Raw genomic sequence first — 16,374 nt, 5'->3', positions numbered from 1 at the left:
ATTATTATTTTAAAAGTATATAATAATTTGAAACATTAATTGTTTTAATGCATCTTCTTTTGTTTACTAAACTATACAAAACCATGCAAATAGCATGTTTACATTTGTAAAAATCGAAATGTTTACTTTTGTAGACCAAATAGAGTTTATGGAAATTACAGACTTACAATTATTGTTTAAAAAATATAAAGAATCTTCACTTTTTCATAGGTATATTACTAATGAAAAAATTACACCTCTGCTTTCGAAATTGAAGAAAAATACCGATGTGAAAATTGTGGGTAAATCAGTTTTGGACAATGATATTTATACGATAAAAATTGGCAGTGGCTCAAAGCGGATTTTAATGTGGTCTCAAATGCACGGAAATGAATCTACCACTACCAAAGCGATTTTTGATTTTTTGAATGTATGTATTTCAAATAATTCTATTACCAATGAAATTTTAGATAATTGTACACTTTGCATCATTCCTATTTTGAATCCTGACGGAGCCGAGGCTTACACACGCGTAAATGCTAATAATGTGGATTTAAATAGGGATGCACAGAAGAGAACACAGCCTGAAAGTGATGTTTTACGAAAGGTATATAATGAGTTTAAGCCTCACTTTTGTTATAATTTACACGGACAGCGTACCATTTTTAGTGCTGGAAACACTAATAAATCAGCTACAGTATCATTTTTGGCTCCTGCCCAAGACGAAGCGTGCACTGTTACTCCAACAAGAAAGATAGCTATGGAAGTTATCTCAGAGATGAATAGCTTTTTGCAAAAGATAATCCCTGAACAGGTAGGGGTATACGATGATGCCTTCAATATTAATTGTGTGGGGGACACCTTTCAATCTGAAAACACACCTACTATTTTATTTGAGGCAGGCCATTTTCATAAAGATTATGCTAGGGACAAAACACGAGAACTGATTTTCATATCATATATCGTGTCTTTGTCATACATTTCAAATACAGATGTAGACGGTAGTAATTATGGAGCATATTTTGATATTCCCGAAAACAAGAAGTTGTTTTTTGATGTTATCATCAGAAATGCACGCTTGCATAAAAATGATGGAGACACAATTGATTTGGCTTTTCAGTTCGAAGAACGCTTAAAGGATGATGGAATAATATTTGTTCCAATCCTGAAAAATATTGAAATATTGTCAAACAATTTTGCGCATAAACAGATTGATGCAAAGGGCGCCATAGCCCGGGGTGCAGACAGTGAAATGTTGAAAGTAGGTTACGAAAACGTTTTCGTAAAATTGAATAATGAGAAAATCGCATTATTTTCAAAATAAAATGCACTAAATATGCGTAATCTTTAGTAAAAATGTAGTAATTTTGATTTTTATTTAAGAAAATCGAATTATGGGGAAAATTAAACTAGACGAAATCGATCACCAAATTCTTGACATGTTGATAGACAATACAAGAATACCTTTTACAGATATTGCTAAAAAGCTTTTAATTTCTGCGGGAACGGTACATGTAAGAGTAAAAAAAATGGAAGAATCAGGCATTATTAGAGGCTCCTCTTTAACACTGGACTATAAGAAGCTTGGATATTCATTTATTGCTTACGTAGGAGTGTACTTAAATAACACCTCGCAAACTCAATTTGTTTTAGAGCGTATAAATGATATACCCTGCGTAACCGTAGCACATATTACCACGGGGAAATTTAACATTTTCTGTAAGATTAGAGCTAGAAATACAGAGCATGCAAAAGAAGTTATTTTTAAACTTGATGAGATAGAAGGTGTGTATCGTACTGAAACAATGATTTCTCTTGAAGAAAGTATTAATGATAAGAAGCGATTAATGCATTCTATTTTTAATGAAATGTAGATACACGAAGTTAATATACATTGGAGTTGTTTATTTTACTTGCGGGGAATCGGCTACCAAGAACTAATTTGAGAATTTAGAATCTTCAAATTTATAATAAACTGAACTTTTAATTCCTTAGACGCACTATAAAGGTTATTTTAAATTTTAGCTGCTATTTAATTAATCTATATAGGGGAAAGAATTCGGAGTTTTGGGTAATATCAGTTTTGGAAACTAGTTTGTGATATACCTCTGGGTTTATAATGAATTTCCATAGTTTAAAGTCTTTGTAATCCTTTGAAAAATTCGATTTAAATCGAAATAACGAGTCATCAAAACTACCACCTAAACCTCCTCCTAAATTAAAGAAGGTATATCTTTTTTCATTAGCTATAACTCTCATTTCATCAATAAGAAGTTTAGTAACTCCTCTATCTAAAAATTCTTTTTTTGATCCCGAAAGATGGTACTGAACTATTCCGTTGCAGATAAAATAGAAACATCCTGCCATTATCTTATTTGTTTCTTTATCAATGGCTAAGAGTAACGTAGTTTTAAAATCATCAGATTTAACTAAATTTTTAAAATATAATTCATTAAAAAAATAGGATTTGCTAGCGCCTACTCTTGACATATTTTCGTGATAGATTTCAACAAATTTCTTTATATGTTCTTCAGTATTCTCCTCTATAACAATACATTCACGACTTAGTTTACTAATATATGTCTTAAGTCTACTTTGATAATGAGATTTTTGGTTTTCTTGATTTTTAGTTAAGTCTATATTTACAATTTTTCCTTTTACCGTTATCGAACCTAAGCCTTGTAATATTTTGAATTGGTTAGGTATAAATGGATTTAATCTGGAAAAGACTGATATGTAATTCTTTGTTTTTAAAAAATGCGCAATATTTTCTTTAAAAACAGAATTATCAAAAGTTTCCGTAATGCCCTTACTTACAGGGCCTGAGTAGCCATAAACAGAAGTGATATCCTTGTATTTAGTATTACCAATATATCTTACTAAAAACGGAATACCAATTAAAACTTCCGAGGCCTGATATTTTAGTAAAATAGGAGTCTCATCAGCTGATTTGGATATTTCATGATAATCATACGTATGATACGTATCATAAGATTCTACTAAAGACAAAAATTCATCCCAATTTTTCTTATCCTTGATAATTTCTATTTTCAATACTTAAAGCAAATTTTTTTTACCAATTTAAGCAATACTAGTTGTTTATCAAAAAAAAAGAGTTTATTGGCACGAATAATGTATTTCATCGAATTTTTTTTAATGAGTTGATGTTTTTAGCATCTAAAATTAGCTGAATATTACCAATACTATAAAATTGTATATATGATTCTAGTTTTTCGTTAAAAATTTAAATTCCTTTAATTTTTAATTTATCCAAAATATGTTCTAAAAAGGAAGTAGTGTGTTAAATTTTCACGATTACTGTATGAACTCTTTTTTAAGAAGTACCTTCAACTTCCCACTGTTTTCTTCGGAAAACATGAAACTCATCCATAAATTCATCTTGATCAATTATAACCTCTGATTTTGATACTATTTTAAGAGCTGTTTGGAAAAGGATTTTTATGTCAAGTAGTAAGCTTAGATTTTTTGCATAATAAACATCAAAAGCAAAGCGGTCTTCCCATCCTAAATTGTTTCGCCCTTTAACCTGAGCAAGACCGGTAATACCGGGTCTTACATCGTGTCTTTTTCGTTCCATTTCATTGTAATATTCGAGATAAAGAACTACTAAAGGTCGAGGTCCTACCAGACTCATGTCGCCTTTAATAACATTAAGTAATTGTGGAATTTCATCAAGAGAAGTTTTTCTAATAAATGTCCCAAGTTTAGTAATGCGCTCAGCTTGATTCTTTAATTCGCTCTCATTTTTTTTTGGATCTCTCATTGTTTTAAACTTGATAATTTTAAATATCTTTTCGTTCTTACCAGGACGTTCTTGAAGAAAGAAAGGAGATCCTTTAAAATCAAAATACAGGACTATAGAAATAACTAGAAATATTGGCGATAAAACAAGAAAACCAACAATCGAAGCAGTCAAATCAAAAAAGCGTTTAAAATAGGTAGCGTATAAAGAATTAGACATGGGTTAAAGATTTGGAGATTTATTAAACTTAATTATTGGAACAAATAAAAGCCAATAATTTTGACGTTGCGAATTTAGACGACAAAAAAACCAATTCATGGGATATACCACAATTTTTTTTCTTTATTCTATAAAATAAATGACCATTCAAAGTTGTCTGGATCTGGGCCAAACCTATGATGCTGATCCATAGCGTCAATAAAACTTATGTCTTCTCTAGAAAGTTCAAAATCAAATAGACTAGCATTGGAAATAATACGTTCCTTTTTTGCTGATTTTGGAATGGTAACAACTCCCTTTTGTAAATCGTATCGTAAAACAATTTGCGCAATACTTTTATCGTACTTCTTCGCCAACTTACGAAATTCGGGTAATTCAAAAACCTTACCTTCCATTAAAGGAGACCAAGCCTCATATTGAATTTTATGTAATCGACAAAAATCTAGTAATTCTTGTTGCACAAGGTAGGGATGAAATTCCATTTGATTTACCATAGGAATTATATCTGCACCTTCCATTAAATCCTCCAACTGATGTTTTAAAAAGTTGCTAACGCCAATAGCACGAACTCTTTTCTGTTTGTATAGTTCCTCCATAGCTTTCCAGGTTTCTTTATATAGGCCTACCACTGGCCAATGTATAAGGTAAAGATCTACGTAATCCATTTTTAAATTTTCCAGACTCCTCTCAAAAGCTTTGAAAGTTTTATCATAGCCATGGTCGCTATTCCAAAGTTTTGTGGTTAAGAAAATATCTTCTCTATCTACGCCACTAGCTTCAATTCCTAGTCTCACATCATTCTCGTTTCGATAAATAGCGGCGGTATCTATATGCCTATATCCACTTTCTAGTGCAAATTGAACGGAATTAGTGACTTCAAGACGATCTTTTGGCATATACGTTCCGAAGCCCAAGTAGGGCATGTCAACACCATTATTTAGTTTAAACGTCCCGGTAATATCTGTAATTTTCTTATCCATTAATATGTTCTTTGAGTTCAAAACTAAAAAAGAAACACAAATTATACTCAATAATTCTGTGTTATTACATGATTAAAAGACAAAATACTTAAATCTGTCTACAATAGACGCATTTTGATGATATATTCATTTTAGTATAGATTTTGGATTACTCAATTATGTTTAATTTAATATTAAAAGAATTTAATTAAGATTAAAACGGCACTTTCGTCTAGTAGAATTAGATTATTATCCACAAAAATTAGTTAGATTTTCAAATTATTAAAATAATTGTTTTTTATTTGAGTAGAATAATTGAAAATAAACCAAAGAAAACTATACAAATTGATGAAAAAAGAGTATTTAAAAAAGGTGCAAACTATTGATGATTTAATAACGGCATTTTATGCTTGTCTTGGAGGAGAGCCGGGAGAAAAAAGAGATTGGGATTTTATGAAATTTTTATTTCACCCTCAGGCTTTTAAAATTGGTTATGAATATGATATAAACCGCAATCTTAGGCCCCAATGGATTCACCCGAACGATTATGTTGAACGCATAGGCTATTGGTTTAACAATACTCGAGAAACTGCCTTTTACGAAAGAGAAGTAGGCAGAGTGGTAGAAACTTATGCTAATATTGGGCACGCATTTAGCCATTGCGAAGCTTTCCATAGTAAGGAAGATATGGCAAATAATAAGCCATATAAACAAGATGTAAAAAGTATCCAATTAGCTTATTATCAGGAGCGATGGTGGATTATAAATATGTTTTGGCACGGTGTTACCCCAGAATTCCCAGTTCCAGACAGGTATAAAAAATTTCAACAGTTTCCTTAAATTGATGTTTTAGCAATATTTTTACCATATTAATAATAGCGCCAATTTTTCGGGAAGTTTTAACTAGGGCTAAATACGCTCTAGACGCACTAAACTAATTCACTATGTATGAAATTTTTTTTAAAAGAATTTTAGATATTGTAATATCGCTCATGGTTTTGGTTTTATTATCTCCTTTAATTATTGCCTTAATAATATTGTTGTTGTTTGCTAATAAGGGCAAACCCTTCTACTTTCAAAAGAGACCTGGTAAGAATGCTAAAATATTTACCATTATCAAGTTTAAAACAATGAGGGATCCTGAAAAAAGTAAAAGTGAATTAGAAAATCAGGAGCAACGTATTACTAAGGTTGGTGCAATTATAAGAAAAACCTCTATAGACGAACTATTGCAACTTGTAAACGTTTTAAAAGGAGATATGTCTCTTATAGGGCCTAGACCACTTTTAATTGAATATCTTCCACTTTATAATCAAAACCAGTCAAGAAGGCACTTAGTTAGGCCTGGTATTACTGGATGGGCGCAGGTAAATGGACGAACTGCATTATCATGGCAGAAAAGATTTGATCACGATGTATGGTATGTAGATAATTTGAGCTTAAAAACTGACTTAAGAATTTTACTAAAAACTTTTCAAAAAATATTTAATAGAAAGGCGATGTCATCGATAGAAGAAGCTTCTTTTAGTCTATGGCAAGGAAACGACTAATTAAAACCAATAAGATCACTCATATCATAATTGCTTTGAACGACAATATGAGAATTATGTGGGTAAAAAATTTTGAACCTAGCAATAAATAACTAGATTTGGACGGTGATATAATAAAAACCAAAAAACTTTGCGTCTATGAAAACCGTAATGATTTTAGGAGGTACCAAAGGTGTTGGTTTCGAGGTTCTAAAGTCCTCTTTAGATAAAGGATATAATGTGTCCTTTTGTGGTAGGAACCAAGATGAAGGTAACGAGATCATTCAATCTTTACAATCGGAAAGCAGACTCTACTTTCATGAAATTGATTTAAATACCATAAATGAAATTGAGAATTTTTTTAAGCAAACTATTGCAAAATTTGGAAGAATTGATGCTTTAGTTTTATATGCTGGCATTACCCCAATTGCTGATATCCTTGAAACCGAGGAAGAGGTTTATGATAGTGTTTTCAATATTAATCTCAAGGCGGCATATTTTTTAGTAAAACATGTACTCAAGGCAATGATAAAATCTCAGGCAGGTTCAATCATCTTCTTTGGGTCGCCACATATGGACTATGGTGATATCGATAGGGCTCCATATGCGCTTACAAAAAGTGCTTTATATACATTGTCAAACCATATTGCGCACCACTATGCTCAATATGGGGTGAGATCAAATTATTTGGCAATGGGATGGACTAATACTGAAGGAGAGCTTAAATTAAGAGCAGAAGAGGGAGTTAGTGAGGAAGAATTGAATGCTATTGCTAGCGATGTTATTCCAATGGGGCGTTTACTAAATAAATATGATCCATTACCAGCAATAATGCATTTGATTTCAGATGAATCGGCTATGACCACAGGGTCTTTAATTAGAATTACAGGAGGGCATTACATTTAAAGAATATATAACTTATGAATCCTTCACTTATTTTTTACAATAAATCACAACTTTTAGAAGGACCAGTTTTCGACCACAAAGAGAATCTTCTTTATTTTGTATCCATTTTAGATTATTTGGTATTCTGTTATAACCCATCATCTGGAGAGATTTTAAGCGTAAAGTTTGATTCTCCTGTAAGTTGTATTTATTTGCTGGATAGTAAAAGAATCATGGTTGCCTCCAAAAACGGTTTTTTTGAAGTAGATTTTAACACACTACAGAAGAAATTTTCTTTTCAAATAGATATAGAAGATTATGTTAGATACAACGACGGAATTAAAGATCCAATTGGAAGGTTTATAATTGGCACAATGGGCTTTCCCGATGTTAAAAATAATATAGGTAAGGTTTTTTCATATTCTAACGGAAAATCTAAGGTTATAATAGAGAACACCACTATTTCTAATGGTTTGTCTTTTTCGCATGATGGGAGTAACCTTTACTTTATTGATACACCAACTAAAAAAGTGGCTAAATACGCATATGATTTGACAACAGGTAATGTTTCATTTGAATCCTACGTGATAGAATTTGATGGACTCGGAAGTCCTGATGGGATGTGTATGGACAAGGGCGGTATGTTGTGGATTGCAGAATGGGGTGGAAGTTGCGTATCACGATGGAACCCTAACAATGGTAAAAAACTTGATGAACTAAAATTACCATGTCCAAATGTTTCATCCTGCTGTTTAGATAATAATTTAAATCTATATATAACAACTGCAAAATCCTCTTCAAATGACGATATTTTTGGAGGTGGACTTTTTTATGTTGAATTAAATAAATAAACTTATGAGCGAAGTTAGTATAAGTGTTATTGTACCAGTTTATAAGATTGAAGCATATCTTCCCAAATGTATTGACAGTATTTTGGATCAATCTTTCACTGATTTTGAACTGATTTTAGTCGATAATGGAAGTCCAGACAATTGTCCGCAGATTTGTGATGACTACGCAAGAAAAGATAGTAGGATTAAAGCTGTGCACAAAGAACATGGGGAATTGTTAAGTGGAAGAAAGGAAGGTCTAAGAAACGCCAAGGGGAAATATGTGGCATATATTGATGGAGATGATTGGGTTGATAAATTTTATCTTGATATTTTATTTAAACTTGCTGAAGTAAATGAATCCGATCTTGTACTTACTGGACATTTTAGAGAGTTTAATGGAAAAATTGAAACAATAAGACCACCATATACAGGAGTTTTTGATGAAGAAGAAATCAAGTCTTCCATACTTCCAAAAGCCATGTATAACGGATCCTTTTGCGAACATGAAATATCGACTTATGTATGGAGTAAGCTTTTTAAACGGGAGTTACTAAACCAAGTATTGTTTGATGTTCCTGAAGAAATTGTAATGGGAGAGGATGCAGCTATAACTTATACTTATTTGTCAATTTGTAAAAAGCTAACAATAAGTAAAATACCATTGTATTATTATAGACAAAGACACGATTCCATACTAAAATCTATTAAAAACACTACAATTGAATTTTATAGATTAGGACTACTAAAGAATTTTCTGGAAACTAAATTGCGTCCTTTTCTTCCAGATGAAAACTTAAAAACGCAGATACTATATTATCTTTATTCATTAATTTTAGTTAGATCTGGGGGATTAATTCATGATGCTTCTGGAAATATAATTTTTAATCCATTTCTTAAAGCTGAGAGGAATTCAAGGGTTATGATTTATAGTTCAGGTTCGTTTGGCCAGCATCTATTATCATCCAATTATAAAAGCAATTTTTTTCAAATTGTTAAATGGATAGATATTGATTTCCATGAAATGAGTATTGGCGATAACTATGTTAATCCTTTTGGCTCTATTGTAAATACGGATTTTGATTTTTTTATAATAGCTACAATCAATCCGGTTGCTTTTAAGGCAATTATGGAAGAATTAGTCCTTATGGGTATTGATAGTAAAAAAGTGGTTCAAATAAATACGAATGAAAAAGAAATCACGCAGCTATTCGCTCAATTGGGTTTTGATTCTAATTAAGTGTTAAAAGTTAGGTTTACTTAAGTGGTTTTTAAATCAAAAAGGCGTTTGTTCTAGTGTAAGTAAAAGGCCATGATCGAGCGTGTAATTCGGTTTCCAGCCCCATGAATTAAGTAAATCAGGTTTGGCTTTTGCTTCCATGATTTCGTTTTCCCGATATGGTAAATATCCAAATCTAAGCTGAGTTTCTTGATTTCCAGCTACCTTTTTTAAAGTCTCAAGAAAATGTCGTAGTGTATGAGATGTCCCAGTACCTAAATCGGTTTGAGTATAAGATTCTTTTAGGTCAATATACCGATTTAATGCTAATTCAATAGCACCTACAACATCGCCTACATAAATAAAGTCTCTTTTTTGTTCACCAGGAGTTAATTCTATAAATGGAGTTCTTTTTTTTATGGATTTTACCATATTAGTGACAAACTTAGTATCTGCATCTCCCGGTCCAAAAGGATGATATAGGGTGAAATCGATGACCTTACACGTATTTACCTTACTTGCTACTAGTTCGAGCCATTGAGAGCATTGTTTTTTTGATAAGGCATAATCCTGCAAATAATTGTAGCCTTTACCTTGAGTAATGAAGCTACCAATATTGATGAATACTTTAGAATTATGGGTTTGCGCCAGTTCCAACAATTTCACAGGTAAATCAACATTGACATCGAGTAAACTAGGTACAGATTCATCAGTTCTGCCATATTTGGTAGCTGTATGTACAATTCCCACAGGTTTGTATCTTTCAAAAACTTCATCAAGAGGTTGGGAAGTGCTACATAATGTTATTTGTCCAACCTTTAAGCGTTTCAGCTTTTCGGGAGATCTTACTAAACCAATTATATGATAGGTTTCTGAAAGTTGTTTTACAAGGTGATGCCCCAGAAAACCATCAGCTCCAGTAATAAAAAGGGATTGTCTGTCCATACTATTTAATTCTGAAGGAATTCCTGTATTTGCTTTTCACAAAGCGCTAAAGCATTTTGCCCCTCTGAAAAAGATTTGTACCAATCTACTATTTGCGATACTGTTTTCTCCATACCCCACTTAGGGTGCCAACCTAGCTCTTGTCTAGCCAGTGAAATATCCAATCTCAATAAACCAGCTTCGTGGAAAGTGTTATTACCTTCAATTCTATAAGAAGCAGAATCACCCCATGATTTACAAACCATATCGATAAGAGATTCGACCGTCCTGATGTTATCATCATCAGGCCCAAAATTATAACTAGATGATAATTTTTTGTTAGTTGACAATTGCCAAATAAGATGTAAATAACCACCAAGACAATCAAGAACATGTTGCCAAGGTCTTACAGCTTTTGGACTCCTTATTACCACTTCTTCACCAGACTGGATAGCTCTTATAAAATCTGGCACCAATCTATTTGCAGCCCAATCTCCACCTCCAATTACATTTCCAGCTCTTCCTGTAGCCACAATCGTTGTAGAATCAACAAAAAAGGAATCACGGAATGATTGGGTCACTAATTCAGAACAAGCTTTACTGTTGGAATAAGGGTCATGTCCACCCAAGGCATCTGTTTCCCGATACCCCCAGAGCCATTCATTGTTCTTGTAAACTTTATCTGTGGTGATATTAAGACAAACATCTACATTGGGTAATTGACGTACCCCTTCAAGCAAGTTGGCAGTACCCATTACATTTGTCCCATAGGTATAAACAGGGTTTTTATATGATTCAATCACTAGGGGTTGAGCAGCCATATGAATCACGATGTCTGGATTGGCATTTTTCATTACATCCAGAAGAGAAGCACTATCTTGAATATCCCCAATATGAGAATGCATTTTTTTGTCCAAACCGGCATAATCAAATAAGTTCTGTTCTTGATCAGGACCAAGTGCGTAACCTGTTACTTCTGCTCCAAGGGCATGAAGTAAAAGTGTCATCCATGAACCTTTAAAACCAGTATGTCCAGTTAAAAAAACTTTTTTACCATTAAAAAAACCGTCATATGCTACCATGTTTTCCATTTTGCTGTATTGTTGGACCACATTTCCTCCAGTTGATTTTTATCTCTAAGGGTATCCATTGGTTTCCAAAAGCCTGTGTGTTTAAACGCAAATAGTTCTTTGTCATCTGCCATTTTTTCTAATGGCGCTCTTTCAAAAATAGTAGAATCTCCTTCCAAATATTCAAAAACCTTAGGGTCACAAACAAAGAAACCTCCATTTATCCAACCCCCATCTCCTTTAGGTTTTTCCATAAATTGGCTAATACGATCTCCGTCCATTTTAAGAGACCCGAATCTACCATCGGGCTGCACAGAGGTCATGGTAATACAACCTGAATGACTTTTGTGATATTCCACTAATTCCTTAATGTTTACATCAGATACACCATCACCATAGGTTAGCATAAAAGGTTCATCACCAACATAATCGCGAGCACGCAATACACGTCCACCTGTCATACTGTTTAACCCAGTATCTAAAAGTGTAATCTTCCATGGTTCAGCTTTATTATCATGAATAGTTAATTTGTTTTGTGCCAAATCAACAGTAACATCAGACTGATGCAGAAAGTAATTGGCGAAAAATTCTTTAACAATGTAACCCTTGTACCCCAATAAGACTGTAAATTCATTAAAACCATAATGAGAGTACATCTTCATAATATGCCATAAAATTGGTCTTCCACCTATTTCAATCATGGGCTTAGGCTTTAGATGTGTTTCTTCAGAAATTCTTGTTCCAAAACCACCTGCTAACAATAAAACTTTCATTTTGTATATTTAATATTAAACGTTATTTCAAAAATTAATCCCACAACAATCCGTAACAGATAATAATCCATACCATTGAGAGATTTGCGCAAATCTAAATACTTTTTATAAAAGTTTACCAGTTCATTTCATTTTTTCGATAAAAACGCTTTATAAGTATATAACATACTTATGTATGAACTTACTTGCACCTCTTGTATACTTATTAAGGTCTTTTATCCTAAAACTTAGTTTAAGTCAATAAGAAACAAGGTTGTTATTAAACAAGATTTAGATCAAAATTATGCTTGTGCTTATTATAGAAATTCCAAAAAAGTAGTTATCTGTTAAGTACATGAAACCCGTATAAGCTGTTTTACTATGCTATTATTGTTTATTTTTTGTGAAAGATAGAAATAATTGGCATAGTATTATTCCTTGTCAAGACTAAAATTGAGTTGATGGTCCATAAAGAAGAGTCGTTTTAGAGGTGTTTTTAATTAAGTTGTCGAAATTTACATAAGAAGCCGTGATACAATTTTCAAGTTGAATATATTTGTTGCTTTAAGAAGCGCTTTTTAAATGCACCAACATTTGAATTGATAGAAAATAAAAATATCGTAAATGCAAAAAAAACTTATAATACTTGGAGGAAACCCTGAAACTGGAGTTTTAGTAGATATTGCAGAGTCTATGGGTGTTTATACCATAGTTATAGACCCTAATCCAAATGCCCCTGCAAAAGAAAAAGCCTCAGAAACATATAATATAGACGGTTTTGATGTAGACAAAATTGTAAATGTAGCCAAAGAACGAAAAGTAGATGGTGTTTTAGTTGGTGTGGCCGACATACTAGTAAAACCTTACAGGGAAATTTGTAATGCACTAGGATTTCCTTGTTATGCCACAGAAAAAACAGTGGAGGCATTTTGTAGTAAAGATGGTTACAAAAAATATTGTGCTGAACATGGAGTTCAGGATATTCCTGGTATTTATTTAAACAAAAATGATAAAATTAGAAAACCCGAAGGGTTGGAATTGCCATTAATGGTAAAACCTGTTGATAGTGGGGGAGGTGTTGGAATGAAAATTTGTCGAGATGAACAAGACTACAATGCTACAGTAGAAAAAGCGCTAAAATTTTCGAAAAAAGGAGTAGTTCTTGTTGAAAAGTATATGGATGAAAATTGTGACGATATGTGCGCCTATTACACTTTCAAAGACGGAATTCCTTATCTATCAGCAACTTTTGATAGAACATTAACCCGAAAACAAGGTGATTCCAGTCCCATTGCTTTAGGTACTATATACCCTTCAAAATATACAAGTCAATTTATCAATAAAGTCCATCCTAAATTATCAGAACTGTTTAAAAGTACAGAAGTGAAAACGGGGATTATTAACATTCAGTTTTTTGTCGAGAATGGAGAATTCTATAGCTATGATCCAGGGTTTAGGTTGCAAGGTGAGGCTCCACATATACATTTATTGCATATCAACGGTTTTGACCATAGAAAAATGTTAATAAATTTTGCTTTGACAGGAGTATTCGGAGAGGACAACTTTGCTGAGAAGAATGACTACATGATGAATGGGAAAGTAGCTTCTTCTATTTGGGTATTGCTTACCAATGGTAAAATTGCCAACATAGAGGGGTTAGAAGCCATAAAAGCTCATAAAAATGTAAATTATGTAGTAGAACGATTTAAAAGTGGAGACTCGGTTAAAGAAGAGTGGGTTGGTACCGAAAGGCAAATTTTATACAGAATTTATACTGCAGCAGATTCTGTCGCAGAAATTAATGCAGTTTTAGAAGATGTAAAAAACACGCTTAAGGTTAGTAATGATGCAGGTGAAAATATGGTTATAGAGTGGTTGACACCTTGGAATCAGGAAGATTATATGGCTAATTAATTTTTTTTTGATTTAAATAATAATTAAGTATCAAACATTATGACTGAAAATATTTTAAATGCCTTTAATTTAAGAGGAAAGAAGGCAATTGTTGTTGGGGGCGCAGGAGATCTAGGTAAAGCCATGGTAGAAGCCATATCTCAAGCGGGGGCACAAACTGTTGTTATTGATTTTGATGACAGAGTATTTGATATATGTAAGAAGTTTAAAGAAGATGGCCTAAATGTAAGTGCAATAAAAGCCGATGTTAGCAAGATTGAACAAATACGTGCATCTTACAAGGAATCTTTAAATATACTTGGTGATACTGTAGATATTTTAATAAATTCTGCAGGGATACAAAGACGATATCCAAGTGAGGACTTTCCTGAAGAAGAGTGGAGCAAGGTTATAGCAATAAATTTAGATGCAACGTTTTACTACTGTAAATATGCAGGAAATACAATGCTGAAAAACGGAGGAGGAAAAATTATAAATATTGCTTCTATAATGAGTGTTTTAGGTGGCATTACTATACCAGCTTATGCTGCTTCTAAAGGTGGAGTAGGGCAATTAACAAAGGCTTTATCCAATGATTGGTCCTCTAAAGGGATTTGCGTTAATGCTATTGCACCTGGGTATATGGATACACAGTTAAATACTGCACTAATAAAAGATAAAAAAAGAACCGATGAGGTGTTTATGCGCGTTCCTATGAAAAGATGGGGAAGTGGCGAGGACTTAAAAGGATTAACTGTGCTATTAGCCTCATCTGCTAGCGACTATATCACTGGCACAATAATTCCAGTGGATGGAGGTTATCTTGGAAGATAAAATCTGGAAATCAAAGCACTTATAATTTGATAATTAAAATTTTTGGCCTTTATAACTTAGTCTAAATTTTTACTTAAAACTTTTGAAATTAAGTGTTTAGTGAAAGCGCATAAACTTATTTCACGAGGATAGCATCCCTCGATATTCTATTAAACCTTATATTTGTCCTTTTCCCCAAATAATCTGTGACCCGTAATTAGTTTGTGAAGAAGAGGGGTATAAGCCTAAAAATTGGCAGTACTTAAGTTTAATTAAAAAAACAATAAATGAAATTGAGTATTGTCATTCCTTTGTACAACAAGGAAAAGTATATTGAAAGATGTCTTAAAAGCCTCATAAATCAAGACACATTTAAAGAGGATTATGAAATAATTGTAATTGATGATGGCTCTACTGACTCTAGTGGAACTATTGCAGAAAATTTTAGTCTAAAACATGCAAATATTCGCATGTTCAACCAAAAGAATCATGGTTTGAGTGCAACCCGGAATAGAGGCCTTGATCTTGCCAAAGGGGATTATATTTATTTTCTAGATGCTGATGATTATATGGCTACAAATGTTTTAAGTACACTTATCAAGTTAGCCGAATAAAACAACCTAGAAATCCTAGGATTTACTACAAAAAATGCGAAAGATGATTCTATGATTGAATCATCTAGTTCTTCGCCTAGCCACTTTGATTTAAATGTAGTAGATGGTATTACATTTTTAGGAGAGAGTGGTTATAGGAGTGAAGTATGGTGGTACTTCATTAAGACAAAGTATCTTAAAGATACGGGATTAAGATTCGTTGAGAATTTTATGGTTGAAGACTCAATATTCACCTCTAATATTTTTGTTAAAGCTAATAGAGTAGCCAAGAAAAAGATTGATGCGCATAGGTTTGTGAAGGTTGAAGGTTCTGTTCAGACTAGTACGGATGATGCGCATTTGAAAAAATTTATATACGATCTTATTATAGCCATTGAGGAACTGGATTTATTGATGGATACTCTAGATAAATCACATAAAAGCTACAATAAGGCAATTATAAATTTTAAGAAAAGGCAGCAATCCTATGTGTTTGCAATATTCATTAAAATTTTTAGGTGTAATAATTTGGTTCTTAGAGATATAAAAGATATCAGACAACGGTTAAGTCAGTTAGGAGTTTATCCAATAAATAGAAATTTAGGTGGTATTGGAGGTCCCAAAACGAGTCTTATATATAGCATAGTTTTTGTATCCGTCTTTAATAACAAGGCTTTGCTTTATCCTAGTTTAAAACTTAAGAGACTAGTCTCCTAAAAACTGCCATTATAAAATCTAATAATTAGTAGAAAAACTTTATATCTTTAACAATGGTCATAAAGCGGTTTTACTAGGGTTTATTTCAACTAGTCAGTCTTAGAAAGAGAACTAAACAAATTATCCGTCAAGCAAAACCAAATAAAATTAAGCGTAATTATACCGTTGAATTATAATGAAAAGTACGTGGTTCTTTGCATAAGAAGCTTACTAAAAAAAACCTGCCACA

General features: G+C 32.6%; 17 protein-coding genes. 11 read left to right on the top strand and 6 right to left on the bottom strand.

The window, feature by feature from the left end; genetic code table 11:
• Positions 1–94 precede the first annotated feature (94 nt).
• Together AC1B0Z_RS03980 and AC1B0Z_RS03975 are read left to right on the top strand one after the other, a co-directional pair.
• Positions 95–1,303, top strand: coding sequence for a M14 family zinc carboxypeptidase (locus tag AC1B0Z_RS03980; protein ID WP_483794259.1), 1,209 nt, complete (start codon positions 95–97; stop codon positions 1,301–1,303).
• Between the two features lie 70 nt (positions 1,304–1,373).
• Positions 1,374–1,853 (top strand): Lrp/AsnC family transcriptional regulator, encoded by a 480-nt coding sequence (locus AC1B0Z_RS03975; protein WP_483794258.1) that lies wholly within the window; start codon positions 1,374–1,376, stop codon positions 1,851–1,853.
• Between the two features lie 154 nt (positions 1,854–2,007).
• On the opposite strand, the gene AC1B0Z_RS03970 is transcribed toward AC1B0Z_RS03975, so the two are convergent.
• From AC1B0Z_RS03970 to AC1B0Z_RS03960, 3 genes are all read right to left on the bottom strand, one after another.
• Positions 2,008–3,033 carry a GNAT family N-acetyltransferase gene (locus AC1B0Z_RS03970; RefSeq protein WP_483794257.1) on the bottom strand — a complete coding sequence of 342 codons (1,026 nt, stop codon included), beginning with the start codon at positions 3,031–3,033 and terminating at the stop codon, positions 2,008–2,010.
• A gap of 280 nt (positions 3,034–3,313) precedes the next feature.
• A complete protein-coding gene (locus AC1B0Z_RS03965) occupies positions 3,314–3,961 on the bottom strand; it encodes a sugar transferase (protein ID WP_483794256.1) in 648 nt (215 codons plus the stop codon).
• Positions 3,962–4,089: 128 nt separating this feature from the next.
• On the bottom strand, positions 4,090–4,941 hold the full coding sequence (locus AC1B0Z_RS03960) for an aldo/keto reductase (protein ID WP_483794255.1): 852 nt from the start codon (positions 4,939–4,941) through the stop codon (positions 4,090–4,092).
• A gap of 327 nt (positions 4,942–5,268) precedes the next feature.
• Here AC1B0Z_RS03960 and AC1B0Z_RS03955 point away from each other — a divergent pair, with 327 nt between their 5' ends.
• The 5 genes from AC1B0Z_RS03955 to AC1B0Z_RS03935 all read left to right on the top strand — a co-directional run bounded on the left by AC1B0Z_RS03955 (position 5,269) and on the right by AC1B0Z_RS03935 (position 9,404).
• Positions 5,269–5,760, top strand: coding sequence for a hypothetical protein (locus tag AC1B0Z_RS03955; RefSeq protein WP_483794254.1), 492 nt, complete (start codon positions 5,269–5,271; stop codon positions 5,758–5,760).
• 104 nt (positions 5,761–5,864) lie between these two features.
• A complete protein-coding gene (locus AC1B0Z_RS03950) occupies positions 5,865–6,470 on the top strand; it encodes a sugar transferase (RefSeq protein ID WP_483794253.1) in 606 nt (201 codons plus the stop codon).
• Between the two features lie 138 nt (positions 6,471–6,608).
• Positions 6,609–7,355: an SDR family NAD(P)-dependent oxidoreductase gene (locus AC1B0Z_RS03945; protein ID WP_483794252.1), complete on the top strand. Its 747-nt coding sequence runs from the start codon at positions 6,609–6,611 to the stop codon at positions 7,353–7,355.
• Positions 7,356–7,369: 14 nt separating this feature from the next.
• Positions 7,370–8,185, top strand: a complete 816-nt coding sequence (locus tag AC1B0Z_RS03940; RefSeq protein WP_483794251.1) for an SMP-30/gluconolactonase/LRE family protein — start codon at positions 7,370–7,372, stop codon at positions 8,183–8,185.
• A 4-nt stretch (positions 8,186–8,189) separates the two neighbouring features.
• Positions 8,190–9,404 carry a glycosyltransferase family 2 protein gene (locus AC1B0Z_RS03935; protein ID WP_483794250.1) on the top strand — a complete coding sequence of 405 codons (1,215 nt, stop codon included), beginning with the start codon at positions 8,190–8,192 and terminating at the stop codon, positions 9,402–9,404.
• A gap of 36 nt (positions 9,405–9,440) precedes the next feature.
• Here AC1B0Z_RS03935 and AC1B0Z_RS03930 read toward each other — a convergent pair whose 3' ends face one another.
• Genes AC1B0Z_RS03930 through rfbF form a run of 3 tightly spaced genes read right to left on the bottom strand, consistent with a single transcriptional unit; the run spans position 9,441 to position 12,150 of the window.
• Positions 9,441–10,328 carry an NAD-dependent epimerase/dehydratase family protein gene (locus tag AC1B0Z_RS03930; RefSeq protein WP_483794249.1) on the bottom strand — a complete coding sequence of 296 codons (888 nt, stop codon included), beginning with the start codon at positions 10,326–10,328 and terminating at the stop codon, positions 9,441–9,443.
• A 5-nt stretch (positions 10,329–10,333) separates the two neighbouring features.
• On the bottom strand, positions 10,334–11,398 hold the full coding sequence (rfbG, locus tag AC1B0Z_RS03925; RefSeq protein ID WP_483794248.1) for a CDP-glucose 4,6-dehydratase: 1,065 nt from the start codon (positions 11,396–11,398) through the stop codon (positions 10,334–10,336).
• Entirely contained in the window at positions 11,383–12,150 is a 768-nt protein-coding gene (gene rfbF / locus AC1B0Z_RS03920) for a glucose-1-phosphate cytidylyltransferase (protein ID WP_483794247.1), read from the bottom strand. Before rfbF ends, rfbG begins: the two co-directional genes overlap by 16 nt.
• A gap of 603 nt (positions 12,151–12,753) precedes the next feature.
• Here rfbF and AC1B0Z_RS03915 point away from each other — a divergent pair.
• The 4 genes from AC1B0Z_RS03915 to AC1B0Z_RS03900 all read left to right on the top strand — a co-directional run bounded on the left by AC1B0Z_RS03915 (position 12,754) and on the right by AC1B0Z_RS03900 (position 16,145).
• Entirely contained in the window at positions 12,754–14,043 is a 1,290-nt protein-coding gene (locus AC1B0Z_RS03915; protein WP_483794246.1) for an ATP-grasp domain-containing protein, read from the top strand.
• Between the two features lie 39 nt (positions 14,044–14,082).
• Complete coding sequence (locus AC1B0Z_RS03910; RefSeq protein WP_483794245.1) at positions 14,083–14,856, top strand: SDR family oxidoreductase; 774 nt, start codon at positions 14,083–14,085, stop codon at positions 14,854–14,856.
• Between the two features lie 266 nt (positions 14,857–15,122).
• Positions 15,123–15,449 (top strand): glycosyltransferase family 2 protein, encoded by a 327-nt coding sequence (locus AC1B0Z_RS03905; RefSeq protein WP_483794244.1) that lies wholly within the window; start codon positions 15,123–15,125, stop codon positions 15,447–15,449.
• A 51-nt stretch (positions 15,450–15,500) separates the two neighbouring features.
• Positions 15,501–16,145 (top strand): hypothetical protein, encoded by a 645-nt coding sequence (locus AC1B0Z_RS03900; protein ID WP_483794243.1) that lies wholly within the window; start codon positions 15,501–15,503, stop codon positions 16,143–16,145.
• The last annotated feature ends 229 nt before the right edge of the window (positions 16,146–16,374 follow it).

It is taken from the genome of Hyunsoonleella sp. J2K-J805 (assembly GCF_057167125.1).
The sequence above is the reverse complement of the archived record's forward strand: the minus strand, read 5'-3'. Positions and strand labels throughout refer to the sequence as shown.